The 20,040-nt window shown below is 70.0% G+C and carries 16 protein-coding genes; 5 read left to right on the top strand and 11 right to left on the bottom strand.

Going from position 1 to position 20,040, the window contains the following annotated elements:
- The first annotated feature begins 7 nt into the window (after positions 1–7).
- A complete protein-coding gene (locus tag DMP23_RS40535) occupies positions 8–1,807 on the top strand; it encodes a hypothetical protein (protein WP_337824129.1) in 1,800 nt (599 codons plus the stop codon).
- A gap of 5 nt (positions 1,808–1,812) precedes the next feature.
- Here the strand turns inward: DMP23_RS40535 and ilvA are convergent, their stop codons facing one another.
- A complete protein-coding gene (gene ilvA, locus DMP23_RS40530) occupies positions 1,813–3,018 on the bottom strand; it encodes a threonine ammonia-lyase (RefSeq protein ID WP_037816730.1) in 1,206 nt (401 codons plus the stop codon).
- 95 nt (positions 3,019–3,113) lie between these two features.
- Here ilvA and DMP23_RS40525 point away from each other — a divergent pair, with 95 nt between their 5' ends.
- On the top strand, positions 3,114–3,377 hold the full coding sequence (locus DMP23_RS40525) for a hypothetical protein (RefSeq protein WP_043828078.1): 264 nt from the start codon (positions 3,114–3,116) through the stop codon (positions 3,375–3,377).
- 917 nt (positions 3,378–4,294) lie between these two features.
- On the opposite strand, the gene DMP23_RS40520 is transcribed toward DMP23_RS40525, so the two are convergent.
- The 6 genes from DMP23_RS40520 to DMP23_RS40495 all read right to left on the bottom strand — a co-directional run bounded on the left by DMP23_RS40520 (position 4,295) and on the right by DMP23_RS40495 (position 11,254).
- Complete coding sequence (locus DMP23_RS40520; protein ID WP_134667085.1) at positions 4,295–5,452, bottom strand: cystathionine gamma-synthase; 1,158 nt, start codon at positions 5,450–5,452, stop codon at positions 4,295–4,297.
- Between the two features lie 102 nt (positions 5,453–5,554).
- On the bottom strand, positions 5,555–6,211 hold the full coding sequence (locus tag DMP23_RS40515; protein ID WP_037816736.1) for a hypothetical protein: 657 nt from the start codon (positions 6,209–6,211) through the stop codon (positions 5,555–5,557).
- An 85-nt stretch (positions 6,212–6,296) separates the two neighbouring features.
- Positions 6,297–6,842 carry a hypothetical protein gene (locus DMP23_RS40510; protein ID WP_235146593.1) on the bottom strand — a complete coding sequence of 182 codons (546 nt, stop codon included), beginning with the start codon at positions 6,840–6,842 and terminating at the stop codon, positions 6,297–6,299.
- 227 nt (positions 6,843–7,069) lie between these two features.
- A complete protein-coding gene (locus DMP23_RS40505) occupies positions 7,070–8,533 on the bottom strand; it encodes a hypothetical protein (RefSeq protein WP_107051136.1) in 1,464 nt (487 codons plus the stop codon).
- A gap of 115 nt (positions 8,534–8,648) precedes the next feature.
- Complete coding sequence (locus DMP23_RS40500; protein WP_337824128.1) at positions 8,649–10,019, bottom strand: cystathionine beta-synthase; 1,371 nt, start codon at positions 10,017–10,019, stop codon at positions 8,649–8,651.
- A gap of 320 nt (positions 10,020–10,339) precedes the next feature.
- Positions 10,340–11,254, bottom strand: coding sequence for a pentapeptide repeat-containing protein (locus DMP23_RS40495; protein WP_134667089.1), 915 nt, complete (start codon positions 11,252–11,254; stop codon positions 10,340–10,342).
- Positions 11,255–11,374: 120 nt separating this feature from the next.
- On the opposite strand from DMP23_RS40495, the gene DMP23_RS40490 reads away from it, so the two are divergent.
- Positions 11,375–12,595, top strand: coding sequence for an acetyl-CoA C-acetyltransferase (locus tag DMP23_RS40490; RefSeq protein WP_037816740.1), 1,221 nt, complete (start codon positions 11,375–11,377; stop codon positions 12,593–12,595).
- 63 nt (positions 12,596–12,658) lie between these two features.
- Here DMP23_RS40490 and DMP23_RS40485 read toward each other — a convergent pair whose 3' ends face one another.
- From DMP23_RS40485 to DMP23_RS40470, 4 genes are all read right to left on the bottom strand, one after another.
- Positions 12,659–14,191 (bottom strand): DHA2 family efflux MFS transporter permease subunit, encoded by a 1,533-nt coding sequence (locus DMP23_RS40485; RefSeq protein WP_337824127.1) that lies wholly within the window; start codon positions 14,189–14,191, stop codon positions 12,659–12,661.
- Positions 14,192–14,376: 185 nt separating this feature from the next.
- The gene (locus tag DMP23_RS40480) at positions 14,377–15,654 is read right to left on the bottom strand and encodes a YeeE/YedE family protein (RefSeq protein WP_370318197.1); all 1,278 of its coding nucleotides are present in this window, start codon (positions 15,652–15,654) and stop codon (positions 14,377–14,379) included.
- Positions 15,655–15,804: 150 nt separating this feature from the next.
- On the bottom strand, positions 15,805–16,437 hold the full coding sequence (locus DMP23_RS40475) for an LppU/SCO3897 family protein (RefSeq protein ID WP_337824126.1): 633 nt from the start codon (positions 16,435–16,437) through the stop codon (positions 15,805–15,807).
- A 147-nt stretch (positions 16,438–16,584) separates the two neighbouring features.
- Complete coding sequence (locus tag DMP23_RS40470; protein WP_037816748.1) at positions 16,585–17,445, bottom strand: Bax inhibitor-1/YccA family protein; 861 nt, start codon at positions 17,443–17,445, stop codon at positions 16,585–16,587.
- Positions 17,446–17,765: 320 nt separating this feature from the next.
- On the opposite strand from DMP23_RS40470, the gene DMP23_RS40465 reads away from it, so the two are divergent.
- Entirely contained in the window at positions 17,766–19,256 is a 1,491-nt protein-coding gene (locus DMP23_RS40465) for an MSCRAMM family protein (RefSeq protein WP_337824125.1), read from the top strand.
- A gap of 19 nt (positions 19,257–19,275) precedes the next feature.
- Positions 19,276–19,989: a class F sortase gene (locus DMP23_RS40460; RefSeq protein ID WP_037816753.1), complete on the top strand. Its 714-nt coding sequence runs from the start codon at positions 19,276–19,278 to the stop codon at positions 19,987–19,989.
- Positions 19,990–20,040 lie beyond the last annotated feature (51 nt).

Genomic DNA, 20,040 nt, shown 5'->3' with positions numbered 1-20,040 from the left:
TGAACCCATGACCCGGCCACCGGTGCCGCTCACCGCTGCCCAGCAGCAGGAGCTCGTCCAGCAAATCGGCCAGGCGGCCGCGGCCGCGCTGCCCGCGGGCTGGCAACAGTTGCAGGTCGTCTGCCGCGCCGCGGGTCGGCACGTCGAAGTCGACGTCGCCGCGCTCGCCCCGGACAACCGGACCTACCCGGTCCAGCCGCATCCGGAGCTGCCACGCCTGTTCGGCGTGCTGCGCACCGGGATGTACCAGCCGGGCCGTGGCACATGGCTGACCGCGACCTTGGTGTTTTCGCCGCAGCAGCCGCCGTTCACGGACTACCAGCCGGACGTCGAACCGCGCTGGCGGCAGCTGCCTCCGCCGATCGGCTTTCAGGACGAACTGCGCTTCTTCCCGCGCGAGGACCGCTTCGTGCCGCCGTGGTTGCGACAGCGAGCTGGCGCGACTCCGCCCGCCGCTGCTCCCGGACAGCCGGTTCCGCCGCCTGTCCCTGGCGCGGGTCCCGCGGTGCCGCCGCCGTTGCCGGGTGCCGAGAATCCGCCTGCTGCTCCTCCGGGGCAGGCTACTGAGCAACCGGTTCCCGCACTTCCCGTGGACGAGCCCAGCTCACCTCCGCCGCTGCCGGGTGCCGAGAATCCGCCTGCCGCTCCTCCCGCACAGGCCACTGAACAACCGATTCCCGCACTTCCCGTGGACGCGCCCGCCTCGCCTCCGCCGCTGCCGGGCACCGAAAACCCACCCGCCGCTCCTCCGGCACAGGCCACTGAGCAACCGATTCCCGCGCTCCCCGTGGACGAACCCAGCTCACCTCCGCCGGTGCCCGCCACTCCGCCGCCGCTGCCCGACCTGGAGCAGGCCGCGTCGGCGTCGGCTGGTGACGAGGCGCAGTCCGAGCCGAGCGAGGTCGCGGCCGCGACTACGGCTTCTGCGGAAGCACAGCCGACCGAGGCGGAAACCGTTGCGCCCGAAGAGGATTCAGCGAGTCCGGCAGTCGAGCTGCGTACGCCCCGGGTCTACAACGGGCTCGACGAAGCGGGGAATCCGGTCGTCGAACGGGAAGCGCTGTCGGCGGAGGAGCGCGAGCGAGTTCTCGCCTATCTCGACAGCGCGCCGGTCATCCTGGCGTCGCGCAGCAAGGACACCGACGCCTTCGATCGGTCGCGCACGGACGCTGTTCCGCTGAACTTCCGTACCGACGGCAGCTGGGTGTGGCCCGGCGCGGTCGCCTATTACCTGCGCGAGCACGGAATTTCGCCGGATCCGGAGCTACTCGGGCACATCCGGGCGGCCGGATATGCCGCACCGGAGGTGGACGAAGCGACGCAGGAACGGATGCTCGCGGCGCTGACCACCATGCCCGCCGAGGAAAGCCGTCCCAGCGAACCGGCTCCGAGGGATCCAGAGCAGTTGCTGGGCGAGATCTCGACGGCCCTCGTCGCCGCGGCTCCGCAGGGATGGCAGCAGATCGTCTTCGACTTCATGACGCTGGGCAGGCACGCGAACCTCGCCTGCGGCGCGCGGATGGCGGACGGGAGCACGCAACAGGTTCCCGTCGCGCGAGAGCTGTCGAAGCCGTTGGCTGAACTGCGGCGCGCGAAGTACGTCCAAGGGCGGGGCACCTGGTACACGCTCTCGCTGGTCATCGACCCGCCGTCGAACTACCAGGCCAGCTTCGACGAGGACGACGAACCGGCCTTCCACACGCCGCCCCGGCCCGAGGATTACACGCTGGACCAGGAACTTTACCCGCGCGAAGAGGATTATCTCCCGCTGTGGTTCAGCGCCCGGCTGCCGGAAAGTCCACAGTAGACTGTTCAGCTGACGATCGTGAACCCCGCGTCGGCGAGGGCGGCCTCGACGTCCTTGCAGTGTTCCGGGCCGCGGGTTTCGAGGGCGAGGGCGACGTCGACCTCGCCTAGGGCAAGGCTGCCGGAGATGCGGGAGTGCTCGACGTCGAGGACGTTCGCGCCGAGGTCCTTCACGCAGGACAGCACGGAAACCAGCGAGCCCGGCCGGTCCGGCACGCGCAGGTGCAGTTTCAGGTAGCGCCCGCCCGCGGTCATGCCGTGCTGGATGATCTGCTGCAGCAGCACGGGATCCACGTTGCCGCCGGAGAGGATCGCCACCACCGGCGGCTCGAAAGCACCGGGATGCTGCAAAAGCGCGGCCATCGAAGCGGCGCCGGCCGGTTCCACGACCAGTTTCCGCCGCTCCAGGCACAGCAGTACCGCGCGGGACAAGGATTCCTCGCTGACCGTCACGACGTCGTCGACCAATGACTCGACGTGCGCGTAGCTGACCTTGCCCGGCTCGCCGACCGCGATCCCGTCCGCCATCGTGTGCACCTCGCGCAGCCGGACCGGCGCGCCCGCCGTCAGCGAGGACGGATACGCCGCGGCGTCCTCGGCCTGCACGCCGATCACCCGGATCTCCGGGTGCAGCGCCTTGACCGCCGCCGCGACCCCGCCGACCAGCCCGCCGCCGCCGGTCGGGACGAGGATCGTTTTCGCGCCCGGGACCTGCTCGAGGATCTCCAGTCCAACCGTGCCTTGGCCGGCGATGACGTCGGCGTGGTCGAACGGGTGGATGAAGACCGCACCGGTGCGTTCCGAGAACGCGATGGCTTCGGCGAGGGTTTCGTCGACGACCGCGCCGTGGAGGTGGACCTCCGCACCGTAACCGCGGGTCGCGGCGAGTTTCGGCAGCGGAGCGCGCAGCGGCATGAAGACGGTCGACGAAATGCCGAGCAGCGAAGAGGCCAGCGCGACCCCCTGCGCGTGGTTGCCGGCACTGGCCGCGACGACGCCGCGCGCGCGTTCCTCGGCGGTCAGTCCGTGAATGCGGGTGTAGGCGCCGCGGATCTTGAAGGAACCGGTGCGCTGCAGGTTCTCGCACTTGAGATACACCGGGCCGCCGTGCAGCCGGCGCAGGTCGCGGGCATGCTCCATCGGCGTGACGCGGGTGATGCCCTCGAGAAGCTTGCGCGCTTCCTGGATGCGCTCGACGCTGACCAGTTCCATGGCGCCGATGATGCCACCGACGGACGGCCGGGGTGCGCCGCCCGCCGGACCGGTACCCTGATTACGGCAGCCACACATGATCAGGGAGTGCGACCATGGCACGCGCGCAGCACGGGACCACCTCCCGGGCCAAGTCCCGCACCGGTCTGCTGCCGCTCGCCGCGGGCATCCTGTCCGCCGTGGCCCTCACCGGAGCCGCCTTCGCGACCGTCGAAGCGGCCGGCTGCGGGGGCCCCGCCCAGTACATCCGGCACGACAACCACGTCGAACTGGTCGGCGGTTGCGTCAACGGCACCGACCTCCCGGCCACGACCGGGACCCGGCAGGCCAATGCACTGCCGGAGAACAGCAAGCCCTGACCGACTGGCTGGCTGGGTTGCAGCTGGGCTGCGGCCGGGCCTGAGCTTGGGCGGCATGGGTTTCGCCGGGATCGCCGGGCGAGGCTGGCGAGGCTGGCGAGGCTGGCGAGGCTGGCGAGGCTGGCGAGGCTGGCGAGGCTCGGAAATGGTCCGCCGGGGTGGCGGATTATGCGTGATTCGACGCGGCTTGACCAAGCCAAGCGAGGCAGCCCAGGGCCACGCAGCAGGCGATTTCGGCGAAGACGGCCGCCCCTTGGCTCTGAAACTGGCTCTCAGCCCGGCAGTTTCAGCGATGGCAGAGGTCAGATCTGTGCCGCCGGGCAAGCCCTGACCACCTGGCTCGGCCGAACTCCGGCGGAGTTGAACAGCGGGGATTGGAACGGCACGGGTTTCTCTGGGTTCGCCAGCCGGGGGCAGGTGTTCGCTGGGGGCGATAGTGCCCCCAGTTCGCCAACCGTGACGGGGACGCAGCCTGCCAGACGGTGACAGTTCCCCGAGTCCGCCAGCCGAGACGGGGACGCGGCTCGCCAGACGGCGACAGTTTCGCCGGGTTCGTCAGCCGAGACGCGGCAGCGGCTCGGCTGACGGCGGTAGCCCCCCAGACTCACCAACCGAAACGGGGAAACGGCTCGCCGAGCGCCAATGGTTTCGCCGGGTTCGTCAGCCGAGGCGGGGATTCGCCGGGCGGCAGATTATGCGGGATTGAATGCACCGGCCAGCTTCCGAGCAAGCGAAACGCAGCAGCTTCAGCGTCCGTCGCACCACAGATTCGCGCCGCGAGGCAAGCCGGTCGCCAAGACCCACCAATTCAGCGCGGAGGCCGGACTCCGCAGCCACACGGCGATCGGCCGAGACACAAAACCCATCGGGCACAGCCAAGAACGGGGCACCGGAACCAGTGCCCCGTCAAGCCGAAATCAGCCCAGCGCCTGCGTAAGGTCCGCCACCAGGTCGCGTCCGTCCTCGATGCCCACCGACAGCCGGATCAGGTCTTCTGGGACTTCCAGCGTCGAGCCTGCCGTCGAGGCGTGTGTCATCTTGCCCGGGTGTTCGATCAGGCTCTCGATGCCGCCGAGCGACTCCGCCAGTACGAACAGCTTCGTGCGCGACGCGACTTCCAGCGCCGCTGCCTCGCCGCCCGTCACGCGGAACGACACCATTCCTCCGAAGCGGCGCATTTGCTTCGCGGCGACCTCGTGGCCGGGGTGTTCCGGCAGGCCTGGGTAGTAGACCTTGGTGACCTTCGGGTGCTTCGCCAGCGTGCGGGCGACCAGGTCGGCGTTGTCGCTGTGCCGTTCCATCCGCAGGGCCAGCGTCTTGAGACCGCGCAGGGTCAGCCACGCGTCGAACGGGCCGGGGACGGCGCCCGCGGCGTTGCGCAGGTAGAAGAGTTGCTCGCGCAGTTCGTCCTCGTTCGTGACGACCGCGCCGCCGACCACGTCGGAGTGGCCGCCGAGGTATTTGGTGGTGGAGTGCACCACGATGTCCGCGCCGAGGGCCAGCGGGGTTTGCAGGTACGGCGTGGCGAAGGTGTTGTCCACGACCAGGCGCGCGCCCGCGTCGTGAGCCGCGCCGGCCAGTGCGGCGATGTCGGCGACGCCCAGCAGCGGGTTGGTCGGCGACTCGCACCAGATCAGCTTGGTTTCCGGGCGCATCGCGGCCCGTACGTCGTCGATGCGGCTGAGGTCGGCGACCGTGTGCTCGACGCCCCACAGGCTGAGCACCTTGTCGATCAGCCGGAACGTGCCGCCATACGCGTCGTTGCCCAGGACCAGGTGGTCGCCGGGGCGCAGGACCGTGCGCAGCACCGCGTCGGACGCGGCCATGCCGGACGCGAACGCCAGCGTGTGCCGGGCGCCCTCGAGCGAGGCGAGGGCTTCCTCGAGCGCGGTCCGCGTGGGGTTCGCGGTGCGCGAGTATTCGTAGCCGCCCTCGCGGGTGCCGCCCACGCCGTCCTGCGCGTACGTGGACGTTTGGTAAATCGGCACGATGACGGCACCCGTGCGGGGATCGGGCTGCTGCCCGGCGTGGATCGCGCGTGTTTCAAAACCCAGGACGGAGTAGTCGTCGGCCATGGTTCCCAGGGTACGGGGCACCCCCGACAATCCCATCAGCTGGGAGGCAACTCACCATGCGGGAGAGGCTGCCGGTACAAACCCGCACCGGCAGCCCCGCGGTCACCAGCCCTGCGGAGCCGGGTAACCGCCCTGGACCGGTGCGTCCGGGCGGTAGTTGACCCATTCCGCGGTCGGCTTCACGATCGCCAGCACCAGGGTCGCGACCGGCGGGATCAGCCCGATCAGGGCGCCGCCGATGCCCGCGCCCAGCACCTGGGCGCTGCCCTTGTATCCAGCGGTCGCGACGCCGGCGAGAACGACGCTCAAGATCGTGTACGCGATCACCAGCCCGCAGCCGATGATCGTGCACAGCCGGGCGGCCGGCTTGTGCAGGAACAGGCCGATGCCGCCGAAGAACAGCAGGCCGACGAGCACCGCGTTCACCACGATCGACGCGTACAGCTGCCACAGCGTGATGTGGATGGCAGACAGCGCCACCACGGCGAGGATGATCGAGATGATCGCGAAAATGCCGCCGATGATCGCGAGGATCCCGGCGATGATCGCGGTCGCGCCGTTCGGCTTCTGCTGGTAGACGCCAGGTCCGCCCGGGTACCCCGGATACGGCTGACCCGCGGCGGGCGGGGCGAACGGCTGCTGCGGGGCGCCCGGGTACGGCTGGGCCGGCGTCGGCTGGCTCGCCGGGTACGGCTGACCGGGGAACGGGCCGCTCTGCGGGTTCTGCGGCTGGCCCTGCGGGTTCTGGGGGTAGGTCACGGGGAGTCCTCGGTGCATCTGGTCCCGCCGGGCGGCGGGCGGAGTGCTTGTATCGTGCCAGCTCCGTCCCGTTTTCGGGGAGGATTTACCACTGTCGCGAGGGTGACGAAGCAGGCACCACGGGTGCGCGGTAGCGCAGGTAGCCGAAGGTCCGCGGCAGTCCGGCCAGCACGAGCACCAGCAGCACCGCCGCCGCCAGCGTGACGCGGTCCAGCGCGGCGAAATTCTCGAACCGCAGCAGGGTCCGGAAGTACTGGGCGTACCCCGGGGAACCGCTCAGCGCGGGTTCCAGCAGCAGCGCGCCGAGTGCGAGCAACGCGCCCGCGATCAGCAGCACCGCACCGGCCGTCGCGCGGAAAAAGGTCGCGATCGCGCCGATCAGCAAGACCAGCGAAGCGGCGAGATACGCGCCGAGATCGGCGAGGGTCAGCGGCGAGAGATCGCCGAGACTGAATCCGGACGGAATGTCGAGGAACAGTCTTGCCGGGAGGTAGCCTGCCGTCGCGGCGGCGACGAGACCGAACAGCCCGGCCGCGATCGCGGTGCTCCCCTTCGGGCGGCGCGGAACCGGTTCCGCGAGGGAGGATTCCCGTTCCCGCTGCCGTGCCGGAAGTGCGTGCAGGCCGCTCACGGCAGGTCCCCCTCGGGCTGGGAAGGCGATTCGGACGGCGCCCACCCTAGCCCGGAAACGCATCGTTGGGGACCGGCGCGAGCGCATGTGCGCCGCAATTCCCCCGGCTGCCGGAATCGCCGGGAAAAGGCCACCAGCTCCGCGCGAACCCCGCGAAAAACGGACTGGGAACGACGAAGGGCGCCGCCGTCGGGAGACGGAGGCGCCCTTCGCGGAGATTCAGCGAGTCACCACTGCTGCGGCGGCTGCTGGCCCGGCTGGCCGTAGCCCGGAGGGGGCTGCTGCCCGCCCGGCGGCGGGTACTGGCCCGGCTGGCCGAAACCGCCCGGCTGCTGCGGCGGCTGGCCGTAGCCCGGCTGCTGGCCCGGCTGGCCGTAACCGGGAGGCGGCTGCTGCCCGAAGCCCGGCTGCGGGTTCGCGCCGCTGCCCGGGTTCGGACCGCCCGGCTGCGGGAAGCCCCCGCTGTTCGGGTTCGGACCACCAGGCGGCGGGAAACCGCCGGACTGCGGCTGGCCGAAGCCCTGCGGAGCGCCGCCGCCGAAACCGCCCGGCTGCTGCGGTCCGCCAGGACCGCCCTGGCCGCCCGAGGACGAACCGAGGCCGACGTACTGCGAGGTCGCCGGGATGATCGCGACCACGCCGATGATCAGGATGATGATGCCCAGGATCAGCGTCAGCATGCCGCCGCCGCTCGTGGCGCTGGAGCTCGCGCCGCCGTACTTGTCGGCGAAGGAGCTGCTGACCGAGGTCCCGGACTTCGCCAGGATCGAGAACAGCAGCAACAGCACGCCGCCGACGAGCACTCCGATCGGGGCGAGCTTGCGCATCACGGCCGCACGCGAGGCGAGAGCCAGCGCGACGCCGCCAGCCAGCGCGATCACCGCGCCGACCAGGATCATGATCACGTAGAACAGCAGCGTGCCCGGCGAGGCGAGACCGGCCTCGTCGAACAGCTTCTGGTACCGGCTCGAGCTCTCGTACAGCTTCGAGTAGTCGCTGGTGTCGCTCATGTAGCTGAACGACACGATCAGCGCGATCAGGCCGAGCACCGCGGTGACGCCGCCGGCGATGTAGCCGTACAGCGCGTTCCCGCCGCCCGCCGACGGCGCGGCGGACGCGCCGAACGGGGCGGGCTGGCCGAAGCCCGGCTGACCCGGCTGCCCGGGCTGGCCGAACGCGCCCTGCGGCGGGGCGCCGAAGCCGCCCTGGTCGAACCCGCCCGGCTGGCCGAAGCCCTGCGGCGGCTGACCAGGCTGACCAGGCTGACCAGGTTGTCCCGGCTGCCCCGGCTGACCCGGCTGGCCGAAGCCCTGCGGGGCGCCGAACCCGGCGACCGCGGCCGGGTTGTCCGCCGCGCTCGGCGGCGGGGCGTACGGGATGTTCTGCGGCTGCTGGCTCGGCGGGACCAGCTGCGTCGACTCGGCGTTGCCCTCGGCGCTCACGGGGTTGACCACCTGCGTGGCGTTCGAGTCAGCCGGCTGTCCCGGCTGCACGACCTGCGTCGGTTCCGGGGTGTCGCCGAAGGTGCCGCCGCCCTGAGCGGGCTGCTGCGGCTGGCCCGGCTGGACCACCTGGGTCGGCTCCGACGCGCCGAAGGGACTGTCCTGCTGCGGTGTAGGACCACTCGACGGGCCCTGCGGCGGCTGCTGGCCGCCGTCCCAGGGCTGGTTCGGTGGCTGCGGAGCACTCATGTGGGTCTTGAACCCCCTTGACGAGGACGCGAAAAAGTTCTATTCGGCCGTAACGCTATCGGATGCCCGGCCAGGACGCGCGCAGACGCCCCGGCCGGCGTCGGTGAGCTTGTGCCTATCTGCCCGCGAGGAACGCGAGCAGATCGTGCCTGGTGACGACGCCCGCCGGCTTGCCGTCGATCAGCACCAGCGCGCCGTCGGCCCCTTCGAGCGCCTTCATCGCGGCGCTCACCTGCTCGCCCGCCCCGATCGTGGGCAGCGGCGGCGACATGTGCGTCTCCAGCCGGTCGGCCATGTGGGCCTTGCCGGTGAACAGCGCGTCGAGCAGGTCGCGCTCGTTGACCGCGCCGACCACCTCGGCGGCCATCACCGGCGGTTCGGCGCTGACCACGGGCATCTGGCTCACGCCGAATTCCGCCAGGATGGCGACCGCTTCGGCGACCGTCTCGTTCGGGTGCGAGTGCACGAGGCTGGGCAGCGCGCCGGACTTGCGGGTGAGCACGTCGCCGACGGTCGCGCCGGAGGAATCCGGCGGGAGGAAGCCGTAGGACGACATCCAGGCGTCGTTGAACACCTTGGTGAGGTAGCCGCGGCCGCCGTCGGGCAGCAGCACGACCACGACGTCGTCCTCGGTCAGCCCCTCGGCCAGCTTCAGCGCGGCGGCCACGGCCATCCCGCACGAACCGCCGACGAGCAGGCCTTCCTCGGTCGCGAGCCGGCGCGTGATCTCGAACGAGTGCGCGTCGCTGACCGGGATGATCTGGTCGGCGACGTTCCGGTCGTAGGTCTCCGGCCAGAAGTCCTCGCCGACGCCCTCGACCAGGTACGGCCGTCCGGTGCCGCCGGAGTACACCGAGCCCTCGGGATCAGCCCCGACGACCTGGACGCGGCCGTCGCTGACCTCCTTCAGGTACTTGCCGGTGCCGGAGATCGTGCCGCCGGTGCCGACGCCCGCGACGAAGTGGGTGATCTTGCCGTCGGTCTGCCGCCAGAGCTCCGGGCCGGTGGAGTGGTAGTGGCTGGCCGGGTTCTCCGGGTTGGCGTACTGGTTGGGCTTCCAGGCGCCCTCGATCTCGCGCACGAGCCGGTCGGACACGTTGTAGTACGAGTCGGGGTGCTCGGGCGCGACCGCGGTGGGGCACACGACGACGCGCGCGCCGTACGCGCGCAGCACGTTGCGCTTGTCCTCGCTCACCTTGTCCGGGCAGACGAACACGCACTGGTAGCCCTTGCGCTGGGCGACCATGGCCAGCCCGACCCCGGTGTTGCCCGAGGTGGGCTCCACGATCGTGCCGCCTGGGCGCAGTTCTCCGGAGGCCTCGGCGGCCTCGATCATCCGCAGCGCGATCCGGTCCTTCACGCTGCCGCCCGGGTTGACGTACTCGACCTTGGCGAGCACGAGCGGCTTGAGCCCCCGCGTAAGCGAATTCAGCTTGACCAGCGGGGTGTTGCCCACGAGGTCCACGATGTGTTCTGCGTACTCCACGGCGACCAGCCTAAACAGCCGGGCCCCGGACCGGCCAGCGCGGGATCGGCGGGCGGTCTCCGGGTGCGCGTCGGGGCCACGGGCGGCGCCAGGCGAGGTCGGGCCTCCCCGGCGCGGACCTCAGGCAGCCACCAAGCCGCGCGTCGACACCGGGGCGGGCCCGAGGGCCGCCGCACGCCGATCCGTGATCCCGTCCCGGAGATCCGTCCCGGCCCGCAATGCCGCGCAGTAACGCTTGAGGGCCATCATGACCGGTTCACCTCCTAATCAGGGATCCTCTTCTTCTTGTTGACTCTTCACGAATCCTAGCGGTTCCGCGGTTATTTCGAAACACCCGATGGAACCAGCCGGAGCCAGCCGTCGTCGCCGGGTTCTTCGGTCCAGCCGGGCGGCCAGGTCCGTTTGTAGCCGGGCTTCGCGAGCGCGCCGGCCAACCCGGCTTCCGAGTGCGTCCCGAATTCCGCGTGCTTCTCGAACTTCGCGCCGCGGAATACGTCGTCTCCGCCGCCGAGGACGGTGCCGCGGAAGTCCGCGCGTTCGCGGAACACCGCTTCGTGGAAATCGGCCTTGCTGCGGAATTCGGTGCCGCGGAACGTCGCGAATTCCTCGAATTTGGTCTGGTAGCACACGATGGAACGGATTCTGCAGTGCGTGAGAGTCAGCGCGACGAGCCTGGCCCCGGAGAAGTCGAGGTCGATGTCCGGCCAGTACGACCCGTTCGGCTCCTCGCCGCCGCCCGGACGCAGGTGCAGCATCAGGATCCGCTGCGCGGCCTTGCGGACCTGCACCTCTTCGTCCGTGCCGTCCAGCGGCATCCGCAGGTACGCGCAGAGCACGTTGACGATGGTCTGCCGCTGGTCAGCGTGGCTTTGCGCGAGGCGTTCGAGCGCGTACAGCCCGGCCAGCCGGACCGGGGCCTTGTCGCTGCCGAGCTGGTCGGCGGCCTTGCCGTACATGTCGGTGATCCGGCGCTCGGTCGCGTCGTGGTCCTTCTGTTCCAGATCCAGTTCGGCGGACCGCTGCCGTCGCGCGGCGAGCAGGAGCGCGGCCGCGCCGCCGGTCCCGACGACGATGCTCGAGGCCGTGCGCAGCGCGTCGAGCCGCGACGAATCGGCCGGGGTGCCGCCGCCGAGCAGCCACAGCAGCAACGCCGCCGCGACGGCCGCGAGCAGCACGATGCCCGTCCCCCACCACGCGATCGTGCGGGTGGACAACACCCGGTTGCGCTCGGTCACGGCGGAAATCCTCCCACGGGAGCAAGGTGGTGCATGTCGCCTTCGGCTTTCGGACGGACGCCGGACGCGGCAAGATGGTGAGCAACCGCTTAGTGCCGCCGACCCGAGGATGTGTCAGTCATGCCCGAAGCCGTCATCGTCTCCACCGCTCGCTCCCCGATCGGCCGCGCCGGGAAGGGCTCGCTGGTGGGGATGCGCCCCGACGATCTTGCCGTGCAGATGGTGCGCGCGGCGCTGGACAAGGTGCCCCAGCTGGACCCCGCCGACATCGACGACCTGATGCTCGGCTGCGGCCTGCCCGGCGGCGAGTCCGGCTTCAACATGGGCCGCGCGGTGGCCGTCGAACTCGGCTACGACCACCTGCCCGGCTGCACCATCACCCGGTACTGCTCCTCCAGCTTGCAGACCACCCGGATGGCGCTGCACGCGATCAAGGCGGGCGAGGGCGACGTCTTCATCTCGGCGGGCGTCGAGGCCGTGTCGCGGTTCGCGAAGGGCAGCTCCGACTCCTGGCCGGACACGCACAACCCGCTGTTCGCCGACGCCGAGGCGCGCACCCAGGCCACCGCCGAGTCCGGCGCGGACAGCTGGCAGGACCCGCGCGAGAACGGGCAGCTCCCCGACGTCTACATCGCGATGGGCCAGACCGCGGAGAACCTCGCGAGGCTCAAGGGCGTCACCCGCGAGGAGATGGACGAGTTCGGCGTGCGGTCGCAGAACCTCGCCGAGAAGGCCATTGCGGACGGCTTCTGGGCCAAGGACATCACGCCGGTCACGCTGCCGGACGGCACGGTCGTGTCGAAGGACGACGGGCCGCGCGCTGGCGTCACGCTCGAAGGCGTGTCCGGGCTGAAGCCGGTCTTCCGCCCCGACGGCCGGATCACCGCGGGCAACTGCTGCCCGCTCAACGACGGCGCGGCGGCTGTCGTGATCATGTCCGACACGAAGGCGCGCGAACTGGGCCTGACGCCGCTGGCGCGCGTCGTGTCCACCGGCGTCACCGGCCTGTCGCCGGAGATCATGGGCTACGGCCCGGTCGAGGCTTCGAAGCAGGCGCTGTCCCGCGCCGGTCTGTCCATTTCGGACATCGACCTGGTCGAGATCAACGAGGCGTTCGCCGCGCAGGTCATCCCGTCCTACCGCGACCTTGGCATCGACCTCGACCGGCTGAACGTCAACGGCGGCGCGATCGCGGTCGGCCACCCGTTCGGCATGACCGGCGCGCGGATCACCTCGACGCTGATCAACTCCCTGCAGCACCACGACAAGCAGTTCGGCCTCGAGACGATGTGCGTCGGCGGCGGGCAGGGCATGGCGATGGTGCTGGAGCGGCTTTCCTGAGCCCAGCAACGCAAAAAAGGGCCGTCCGCGGGGGTTCGCGGACGGCCCTTTTCGATGTGCGGGTCAGTGCATCAGCACCGGCGGAGCGACGTCGTCGGAGCCCGTCGTCTCGGGCACCACGCGCTTCTTCGGCAGGAAGAACGCGGGCACCAGGCACAGCGCCAGCAGGATCGTGCCCCACAGGAACGTCGTCGCGAACGACTCGCCCGCGAGGCCGGCCGCGGCGTCGTGCGTGGCCGGGTTCATCGTCGCCGCGGTGGCGACCAGCTGGCCCTGGCTCGTCGGGACGCCGAACTTCCCGGCGAGCAGCGCCGCCAGGATGATCGACATCACCGCGGACCCGATCGCGCCCGCGGTCTGCTGCAGGATGTTCGTCGCGGTCGAGGCCTTCGCCATGTCCTTGGACTGCAACGTCTGCAGCGCGGCCGAGGTGATCGGCATCATCGTGCAGCCCATGCCGATGCCCATCACGAACAGCGCGGCCAGCAGCTGCCAGTACGGGGTGGTCGCGGTGACCTGCGTGAACACCACCATGCCCAGTGCGATGAAGACCAGGCCGGGCACCACGATCCGGCGCGGGGCGATCTTGTCCGCCAGCCGTCCGGTGATCGGCATCGCCAGCATCGCGCCAAGGCCCTGCGGGGCCAGCAGAAGACCTGCGTGCAGCGCGCTCTCCCCGCGCACCAGCACGAAATACGTGGGCAGCAGCAGCATCGCGCCGAAGAATCCGACGCAGAACACCGCCATCGTGATCATCGCGACCGAGAACGACCGGTTGCGGAACAGCTTCAGGTCGATCAGCGGGTGCTCCATGGTCCGCGCCCGCAGCACGAACGCGATCAGCAGCACGATCCCGGCCAGCGCGGGCAGCCACACCTCGAGCGCGCCGACGGTACCGGTGGACGGAATCCGCGAAACACCGAAGATCAGCGCGGCCAGACCCGGCGACACCATCAGCATGCCGAGGAAGTCGAACCGGTTGCCCGGCTCCGGGTTGTCCTTCGGGAGCAGCCGGAGCGCGAGCACGAAGGCGATCAGTCCGATCGGGACGTTGATGTAGAAGATCCAGCGCCAGCTCACCGAATCGACCAGCCAGCCGCCGAGAATCGGGCCGCAGATCGGGCCAAGGAGCATCGGCACGCCCAGCACGGCCATGACCCGGCCGATCCGCTGCGGACCGGCCGCGCGGGTCAGGATCGTCATGCCCGCGGGCATCAGCATGCCGCCGCCGAGGCCCTGCACGACGCGGAACGCGATCAGCGATTCGACGTTCCAGGCGAGCCCGGCCAGCATCGAGCCGATCAGGAAGGTGCCGATCGCGAGCAGGTACAGCCGCTTCGTGCCGAACCGGTCGGACGCCCATCCGGTGACCGGGATGACCGTCGCCAGGGCCAGCATGTAGCCGGTGGCGACCCACTGGATGGTGTCGAAGGACGTGGCGAACTGGATGGTGAGCTTCTGGAGCGCGACGTTGACCACGGTGGTGTCGAGGATCGCCATGATGGCGCCGAGCACCACCACGGACGCGACCTTCAGCACTCCCCGGTCGAGTTTGTCACCGGCATCCGGCGCGGCCGGAGTCGCGGGTGCGGACATGCGGAACCCCATCTGTTAGTGGTGATGCGCAAGCCCGCGACGCGACAATACGACGGCGGTTCCCCCTTGCGCGCGCTCCAGACTAGCCGAGCGGCAAGCGGCCACGCAGTCTTTTTCGCTGCCGGGCGAAATGCGTGGGGACTTTTCGCGCAGTCACGATGACCTGCGAAAAGTCCCCGATCGGCTCAGCAGATACTGTCCGTGCGCACAGGGTTGCCCAAACCGAACAACGGCCGCAGTTTCAGCCCGATCCAGGTGCCGAAAAGCGCGAACGCGCCCCACAGCCAGCCGTGCAGGCTGCCGACGGAGATTCCGCCGAGGTACGCGCCGATATTGCAGCCGTTCGCCAGTCGCGCGCCGATGCCCATGAGGATTCCGCCGAGGATCGCGGCGACCGCGGTGCGCCACGGGATCGAGCTGTGGATCTTCCACGCGCCCGCGGCCGCGGCGGCGACGAACGCGCCGATCATGATGCCGATGTCGGTGAGGCTCGTCTTGTCCTGCCAGATCGGCTTGGACAGGGACGTCGCGTTCGCCTTCAGCTGCCAGAACTCCCACTGCTCCGGGTGCAGTCCGAACACCTGGAGAATTTTCGCGCCCCACAGGCTGAACGCGCTCGTGACGCCCCAGATGCCGCCGGAAACCAGGTACACCGCGCCGGCCAGCACGCCGAGCACGACCGCGCCGGCGAGGATCGGCCAGGAGCCGCGGAAGATCCGGGCGAACCCGCGCGCGGTCGGCACGGTGTCGACCGGCGGCGGCACGCGGCGCTTCTGGACCACCCGGGTCGCGAGGACGATCGCGGCGAGCACCGCGATCGTGATCGCCCACGAACCGAACCAGCCGACGTGGTCCGACAGCAGGAATCCGGAAACCTGCGGCCAGCCGGTGAACAGCGGATAGCCCCAGGTGTAGAGGACCGAACCGGTGATGAAACCGCCGAGGGTCAGCACGATCGTCGACTGCCCGGCACCGACCGCGAACAGCGTCCCGGACGCGCACGCGCCGCCGAGTTGCATCCCGATCGCGAACAACGTGGCCCCGACGAACAACGCGAGCCCGATCGGCCCGACGTTCGTCACTGGCACCGGTTTGCTGCCGAAGAGGCCCGCGCCGGTGCCGCAGATGAGGGCGATGAGCGTCGCGGCGGTGCCGAGCAGAAGGGTGTGCGCGCGAAGGCCCTGGCCGTTGCCGACGGCGATCAGCTGCCGCCACGCGGACGTGAACCCGAAGCGGGAGTGGAAAAGCGCGAGGCCGAGCGCCAGCCCCAGCACGAGCAGGACCCCGAACTTCGCGCCGTGCGCGGCCCAGACGTAGGCGGTCAGCCCGACCGCGAGCACCGCGGCGACCGCCAGCGGGACGACCTTGACCGGCTCCTCCGGTTTAGGCGCCGGAGCCGCGCACGAGGTGGGGAAGTCGAGAAGTTTTCGCTCGTCGACAGGGGAATCGGTGGTCGCCACCACGTCTCCTGAGGGGGTCGGGGATGAACGGGGCCCGCCCGGCGGCGGGCGGCGATCCACGTTAGGTCCCGGTGAGCCCCGGACGCAGCCTGTCTCACGGAGTGCGACGAACGGCCGAAACCGGGCGTCCGGACGGCCCCTTTGTACCGCCCGTCAGCTCTTGATGCAGATGGCTTCCTCCGGGTCGGAGTACCAGCGGACGGTGGTCGAACCGCTGCCCTCGCACGCCGACCGGTCCTTCGCGCCAGGCACGAGCTTGACGATCTCCGCGTTCTTCTGCGGATCGGTGCACGGCACCTTCTGGTACGTCGTGCTGGCGGTCTGGAGCCCGGAGAGGCAATCCCCTTGCTGCACGTTGGGGATGAGGCAGAGCACGCGGTGGTTCTTGCCGCCGGTGGTGTAGCGGTAATAGTCGCCGCGCGGGCAGGTGCCGCTCCGGGTGGCGCGCGCGACCGCGACCTTGACGTTCGCTCCGGGGTCAGCGCAGTCGACGGTTTTCGTCGTCGTGGTCGAGCCGGACTTCTCGATGTGCATGCAGTCGCTGGCGTGGGTGTTGCTGGTCGAGTTGCCGAACTTGAGGAAGCCGATGACGACCCCCGCCGCGACGATCACCACCGCTACGGCGACCAGCACCACGGTCCTGGTCGGGAAGTTCCGCTTCGGGCTCTGCTGGGGCGGCATCCCGCCCGGACCGTAGTGCTGCTGGAACGGCGACTGGCCTTGCTGTCCGTAGCCCTGTTGTCCGTAGCCCTGCTGCGGTCCGTGCCCGTGCGGGGGAACGCTCACGTGATGCCTCGCAAACCCGAAAGAAAGATTCCGACCGGGCACATCCAACACGACGGCCTCGGGAGCGCGCAGAGCTTCCCGGCAGAAAAACAGAAAAGGCGCTCCGCGTAACGCGGAGCGCCCCTTCCCGGGAAACCTGTGCGACGGCTAGTCGCGCAGGTAAGACAGCAAACGCAGGATCTCGAGGTACAGCCACACCAGCGTGGTCATCAGGCCGAACGCGGCGTACCAGGCCCACTTCGACGGCATGCCGGCGCGGATCATCTTGTCGGCCTGGTCGAAGTCGAGCAGGAAGCTGAACGCGGCGATGCCGATGACCACCAGGCTGAAGACGATGGCGAGCGGGCTGCCGTCGCGCAGCGGGTTGAAGCCGAAGAACAGCGCGGTGACCAGGTTGACCAGCATCAGGATGGCGACGCCTGCGACCGCGCCGACGATCCACTTGGTCAGCTTCGGCGTGACCTTCACCGCGCCGGTCTTGTAGACGACCAGCATCGCGACGAACACGCCCGCGGTGCCGATGAGCGCCTGCAGGGCGATGCCCGGCAGGAACACCTCGAACAACCCGCTGAGCGCACCGAGGAACAGGCCCTCGGCGCCGGAGTAGACGAGCGTGAGCGGACCGCTCGGCTTCTGCTTGAAGATGATCACCAGCGACACGACGAGGCCCACCACGAGCCCGCCGATCAGCGCGCCGAGGAGCGGGCCGCTCGGCGAAAGCCTGCCGAGGGAGTCGCGCACGAGCTGGGACTGCGCCCAGATCGCGGTGAGCACGCCGACGACGAGCGCGACGCCGAGCGACATGCCGGTCTTGATGACGACGTCGTCGACCGTCATCGGACGGTCGGCGGAGGCGGTGCCCATCTGGCCAGGGCCGTAACCCGGGACGCCGCCTTGGCCCTGCGGCTGGCCGTAGGGCTGGTCGAAGCCGACGTTCGGCCCGTACTGCCCGGTCGCGGCCGCGCCGCGCGGGAGATTGCGGAACGCCGGGTTGCTGCTGGAACGCACCTGTCCTCCTGGACTTTATGGCACCTTGCATCGGGTTCAACGACCGCGGCGGCTCGCTGGTTCCCGTTCGGGTAAAGCAGATTTTACTCATCACCCGCACGGGTGGGGCCACCCCCGTTACGGCCACCGTAGGCGATGAAGGTCACGACCGTTCACCGCAGGTCACCCGATGGTCTCTAGACAACTCCCCCGCTGACCCGCGAACCTTCACATCGCGTGTCCGGGAAGTGACCGAACGCGTGTCGGGGAGTTGTTCGATCAGGTGAACTGCGAGGACGCCGTTCAGGCGTCGGCAGGCACGTCGAAGGAGCCAACACACCATGGGGTGGATCTCACGCCCGCGCGCTCGCTGGCGCGCGGCCACCGGGCTGGTCGCGACCGCACTGCTCGGCGCACTCTCCGTAACCGCGATCGGGGCGACCCCGGCCTCGGCGGCCGCCGTCACCGGCCACGGCCGAAACATCGAGCACAAAGAGTCAGACGGCGTCACATACAAGGACTGGCTCGGCTCCTACAAGGTGGGCGGCAAGGACGTTTTCTGCGTCAGCTTCCACCTGAAGGCACCGGACAGCGACGAGGAGTACCAACCAGGTCAAGATCTGCTGACGAAGTGGGGCAAGCCGTTGGAGCCCGACATCGCAGGCAACATCTCCTACCTGCTGTTGCGTTACGGCAACACCTCCGATGACGACGAGGCAGCCGCGCTCGCTCATCTGCTGCACTCGTGGACCGCCAAAACGCAGACGCCCGGCGACACGGACTTCGGCACGCCCCCGAACAAGGCGGCCTATCCCGAGGACAAATACTTCAAGCTCCTCACCCCGGAAGCCGCCAAGGACGTGGCCAAGATGAAGGCCGAGGCCGAGGCGAACCGCGGCCCGTGGACCGCGTCGGTCACCGCGCCGAAGGGCGATCAGCACCTCGGCCAGCCCGCGACCTGGACGGTCACGGTGAAGAACTCCAAGGGCAAGGGCATCCCGGACGTTCCGGTGAAGCTGACCGCCACCGACGGAACCATCGGCCAAGCGGACAAGCAGGCAGACACGGAGAAGGCGTCCGATTCTTCGGCGGGCAACTCCGCGCCGCAGGCCGCGCAGAAAGACACGACGCTGAAGACCGATGCGAACGGCACGGTCACGGTGAAGGTCACGCCGACCGGCGACCAGCCGAAGCTCGTCGCCTCGTTGTCCGCGCCCGCGGACAAGCCGACCGTGCAGAACCCGGTCAACACCAAGGACGGGATCCAGAGCGTCGTCGGCACCGGCGGCGAGAAGCAACTGACCGCCCAAGGCGTCGTCGCGGTGGCGAAGCCGGGCAAGGTGCAGGTCACCAAGACCGACGCCAAGACCGGCAAGGGCATCGGCGGCGCGACGCTGCGGGTCACCGGCAAGGACCGCAAGACCGCGGCCACCGGCCAGGACGGCAAGCCGCTGAACGGGCCCGACGGACAGCCCGCCGTGGTCACCACCAGCGGCGAGAACGGCACCGCGACCGTCGAGAATCTGCTGGCCCCGCAGGAGGTCTGCGTGGTCGAGGTGAACGCGCCGCCGGGCTACACCAACGCGTTCGACCCGAACAATCCGCCCGCCGCGTGCGGATCGCTGACGCCGGGCGGCACACTTGCGCTGACTGTGGCCAACACGCCGAACGAAGTACCGCACGCGATTCCCGCCGGCGACCTGCCGGTGACGATGGCCAAGGGCACCGTCGAGACGAGCTTCTCCACCGCCGGCATCGCGGGTCTCGCCGCGCTGGTGCTCGTCGGTTCGGGGCTGGTCGGGTTCGCCGCTCGGCGGTCGGCGCGGCGGTAAGCGAAAGCAGCAAGGGCAGATGAGCGGAAAAGGACGGCTGGTCGGCGGGTTCGTGCTCGGCGCGGCAAGCGTGCTGGCAGTGGAACTCGCGACGGTCGTGATCAGTTCGCCGCCGACGACGGTGGTGGCCGGGAGCGCGTCCCCGGTCGCCGCCGCCGTTCCGGCCGCTTCCCCGCAGCAGCTGGCTCCCGCGCCGCCGCCGTCGAGCAGTTCAGCGGCGCCGCCGCCCAGCAGTTCAGCGGCCGCTCCGCCGGCGGCACCCGCGGAGCATCGGCAAGCTCCGGAACCAGGACCGCAGGCGCCGGGCACGATCCGGCTGCCCGGCGGCGGGACCGCGGCGATGGTGCGGCAGGACCTCGGGCCGGGCAACACGCTTCCGGTGCCGTCGGACATCGGCCAGGCGGCCTGGTGGGGCGCGGATCTGGAAGCGGTCAGCGGCGCGAGCGTGTTCGCGGGCCACGTGAACTGGCGCGGTGCGACCGGGCCGTTCTCGGAACTGTGGAGCGAGCGCATCGGCGGCGTGGTGACGATCGTGGACCGCGCGGGCAAGACGAGCCGTTACCGGATTTCGCAGCTGGTCACCGTGCACAAGAACGATCTGCCGAGCCGCGCCGACGATCTCTTCGGGCAGGCCGGTCCGCATCGGGTCGTCCTGGTGACCTGCGGCGGACGCTGGATCGGCGGGAGCGACGGGTACGAGGAGAACCGCGTCGTGATCGCGGACCCGGAGTGAGGGGTCCCCTCGCGACCCGCTGAACCCGCGCGAGGGGTCCATTCGCGCAGT

This window comes from Amycolatopsis sp. A1MSW2902 (genome assembly GCF_017312175.1).
Taxonomy (GTDB): domain Bacteria; phylum Actinomycetota; class Actinomycetes; order Mycobacteriales; family Pseudonocardiaceae; genus Amycolatopsis; species Amycolatopsis nivea.
Note: the sequence above shows the minus strand (reverse complement) of the source record. Positions and strands in the feature narration are given on the sequence as shown.

Bases quoted from the DNA above. Each gene is read 5' to 3' on its own strand.
- DMP23_RS40535 (WP_337824129.1), top strand. From the start codon at position 8: ATGACCCGGCCACCGGTGCCGCTCACCGCTGCCCAGCAGCAGGAGCTC.
- ilvA (WP_037816730.1), bottom strand. From the start codon at position 3,018: ATGGAACTGGTCAGCGTCGAGCGCATCCAGGAAGCGCGCAAGCTTCTC.
- DMP23_RS40525 (WP_043828078.1), top strand. From the start codon at position 3,114: ATGGCACGCGCGCAGCACGGGACCACCTCCCGGGCCAAGTCCCGCACC.
- DMP23_RS40520 (WP_134667085.1), bottom strand. From the start codon at position 5,452: ATGGCCGACGACTACTCCGTCCTGGGTTTTGAAACACGCGCGATCCAC.
- DMP23_RS40505 (WP_107051136.1), bottom strand. From the start codon at position 8,533: ATGAGTGCTCCGCAGCCACCGAACCAGCCCTGGGACGGCGGCCAGCAG.
- DMP23_RS40490 (WP_037816740.1), top strand. From the start codon at position 11,375: ATGCCCGAAGCCGTCATCGTCTCCACCGCTCGCTCCCCGATCGGCCGC.
- DMP23_RS40485 (WP_337824127.1), bottom strand. From the start codon at position 14,191: ATGTCCGCACCCGCGACTCCGGCCGCGCCGGATGCCGGTGACAAACTC.
- DMP23_RS40465 (WP_337824125.1), top strand. From the start codon at position 17,766: ATGGGGTGGATCTCACGCCCGCGCGCTCGCTGGCGCGCGGCCACCGGG.
- DMP23_RS40460 (WP_037816753.1), top strand. From the start codon at position 19,276: ATGAGCGGAAAAGGACGGCTGGTCGGCGGGTTCGTGCTCGGCGCGGCA.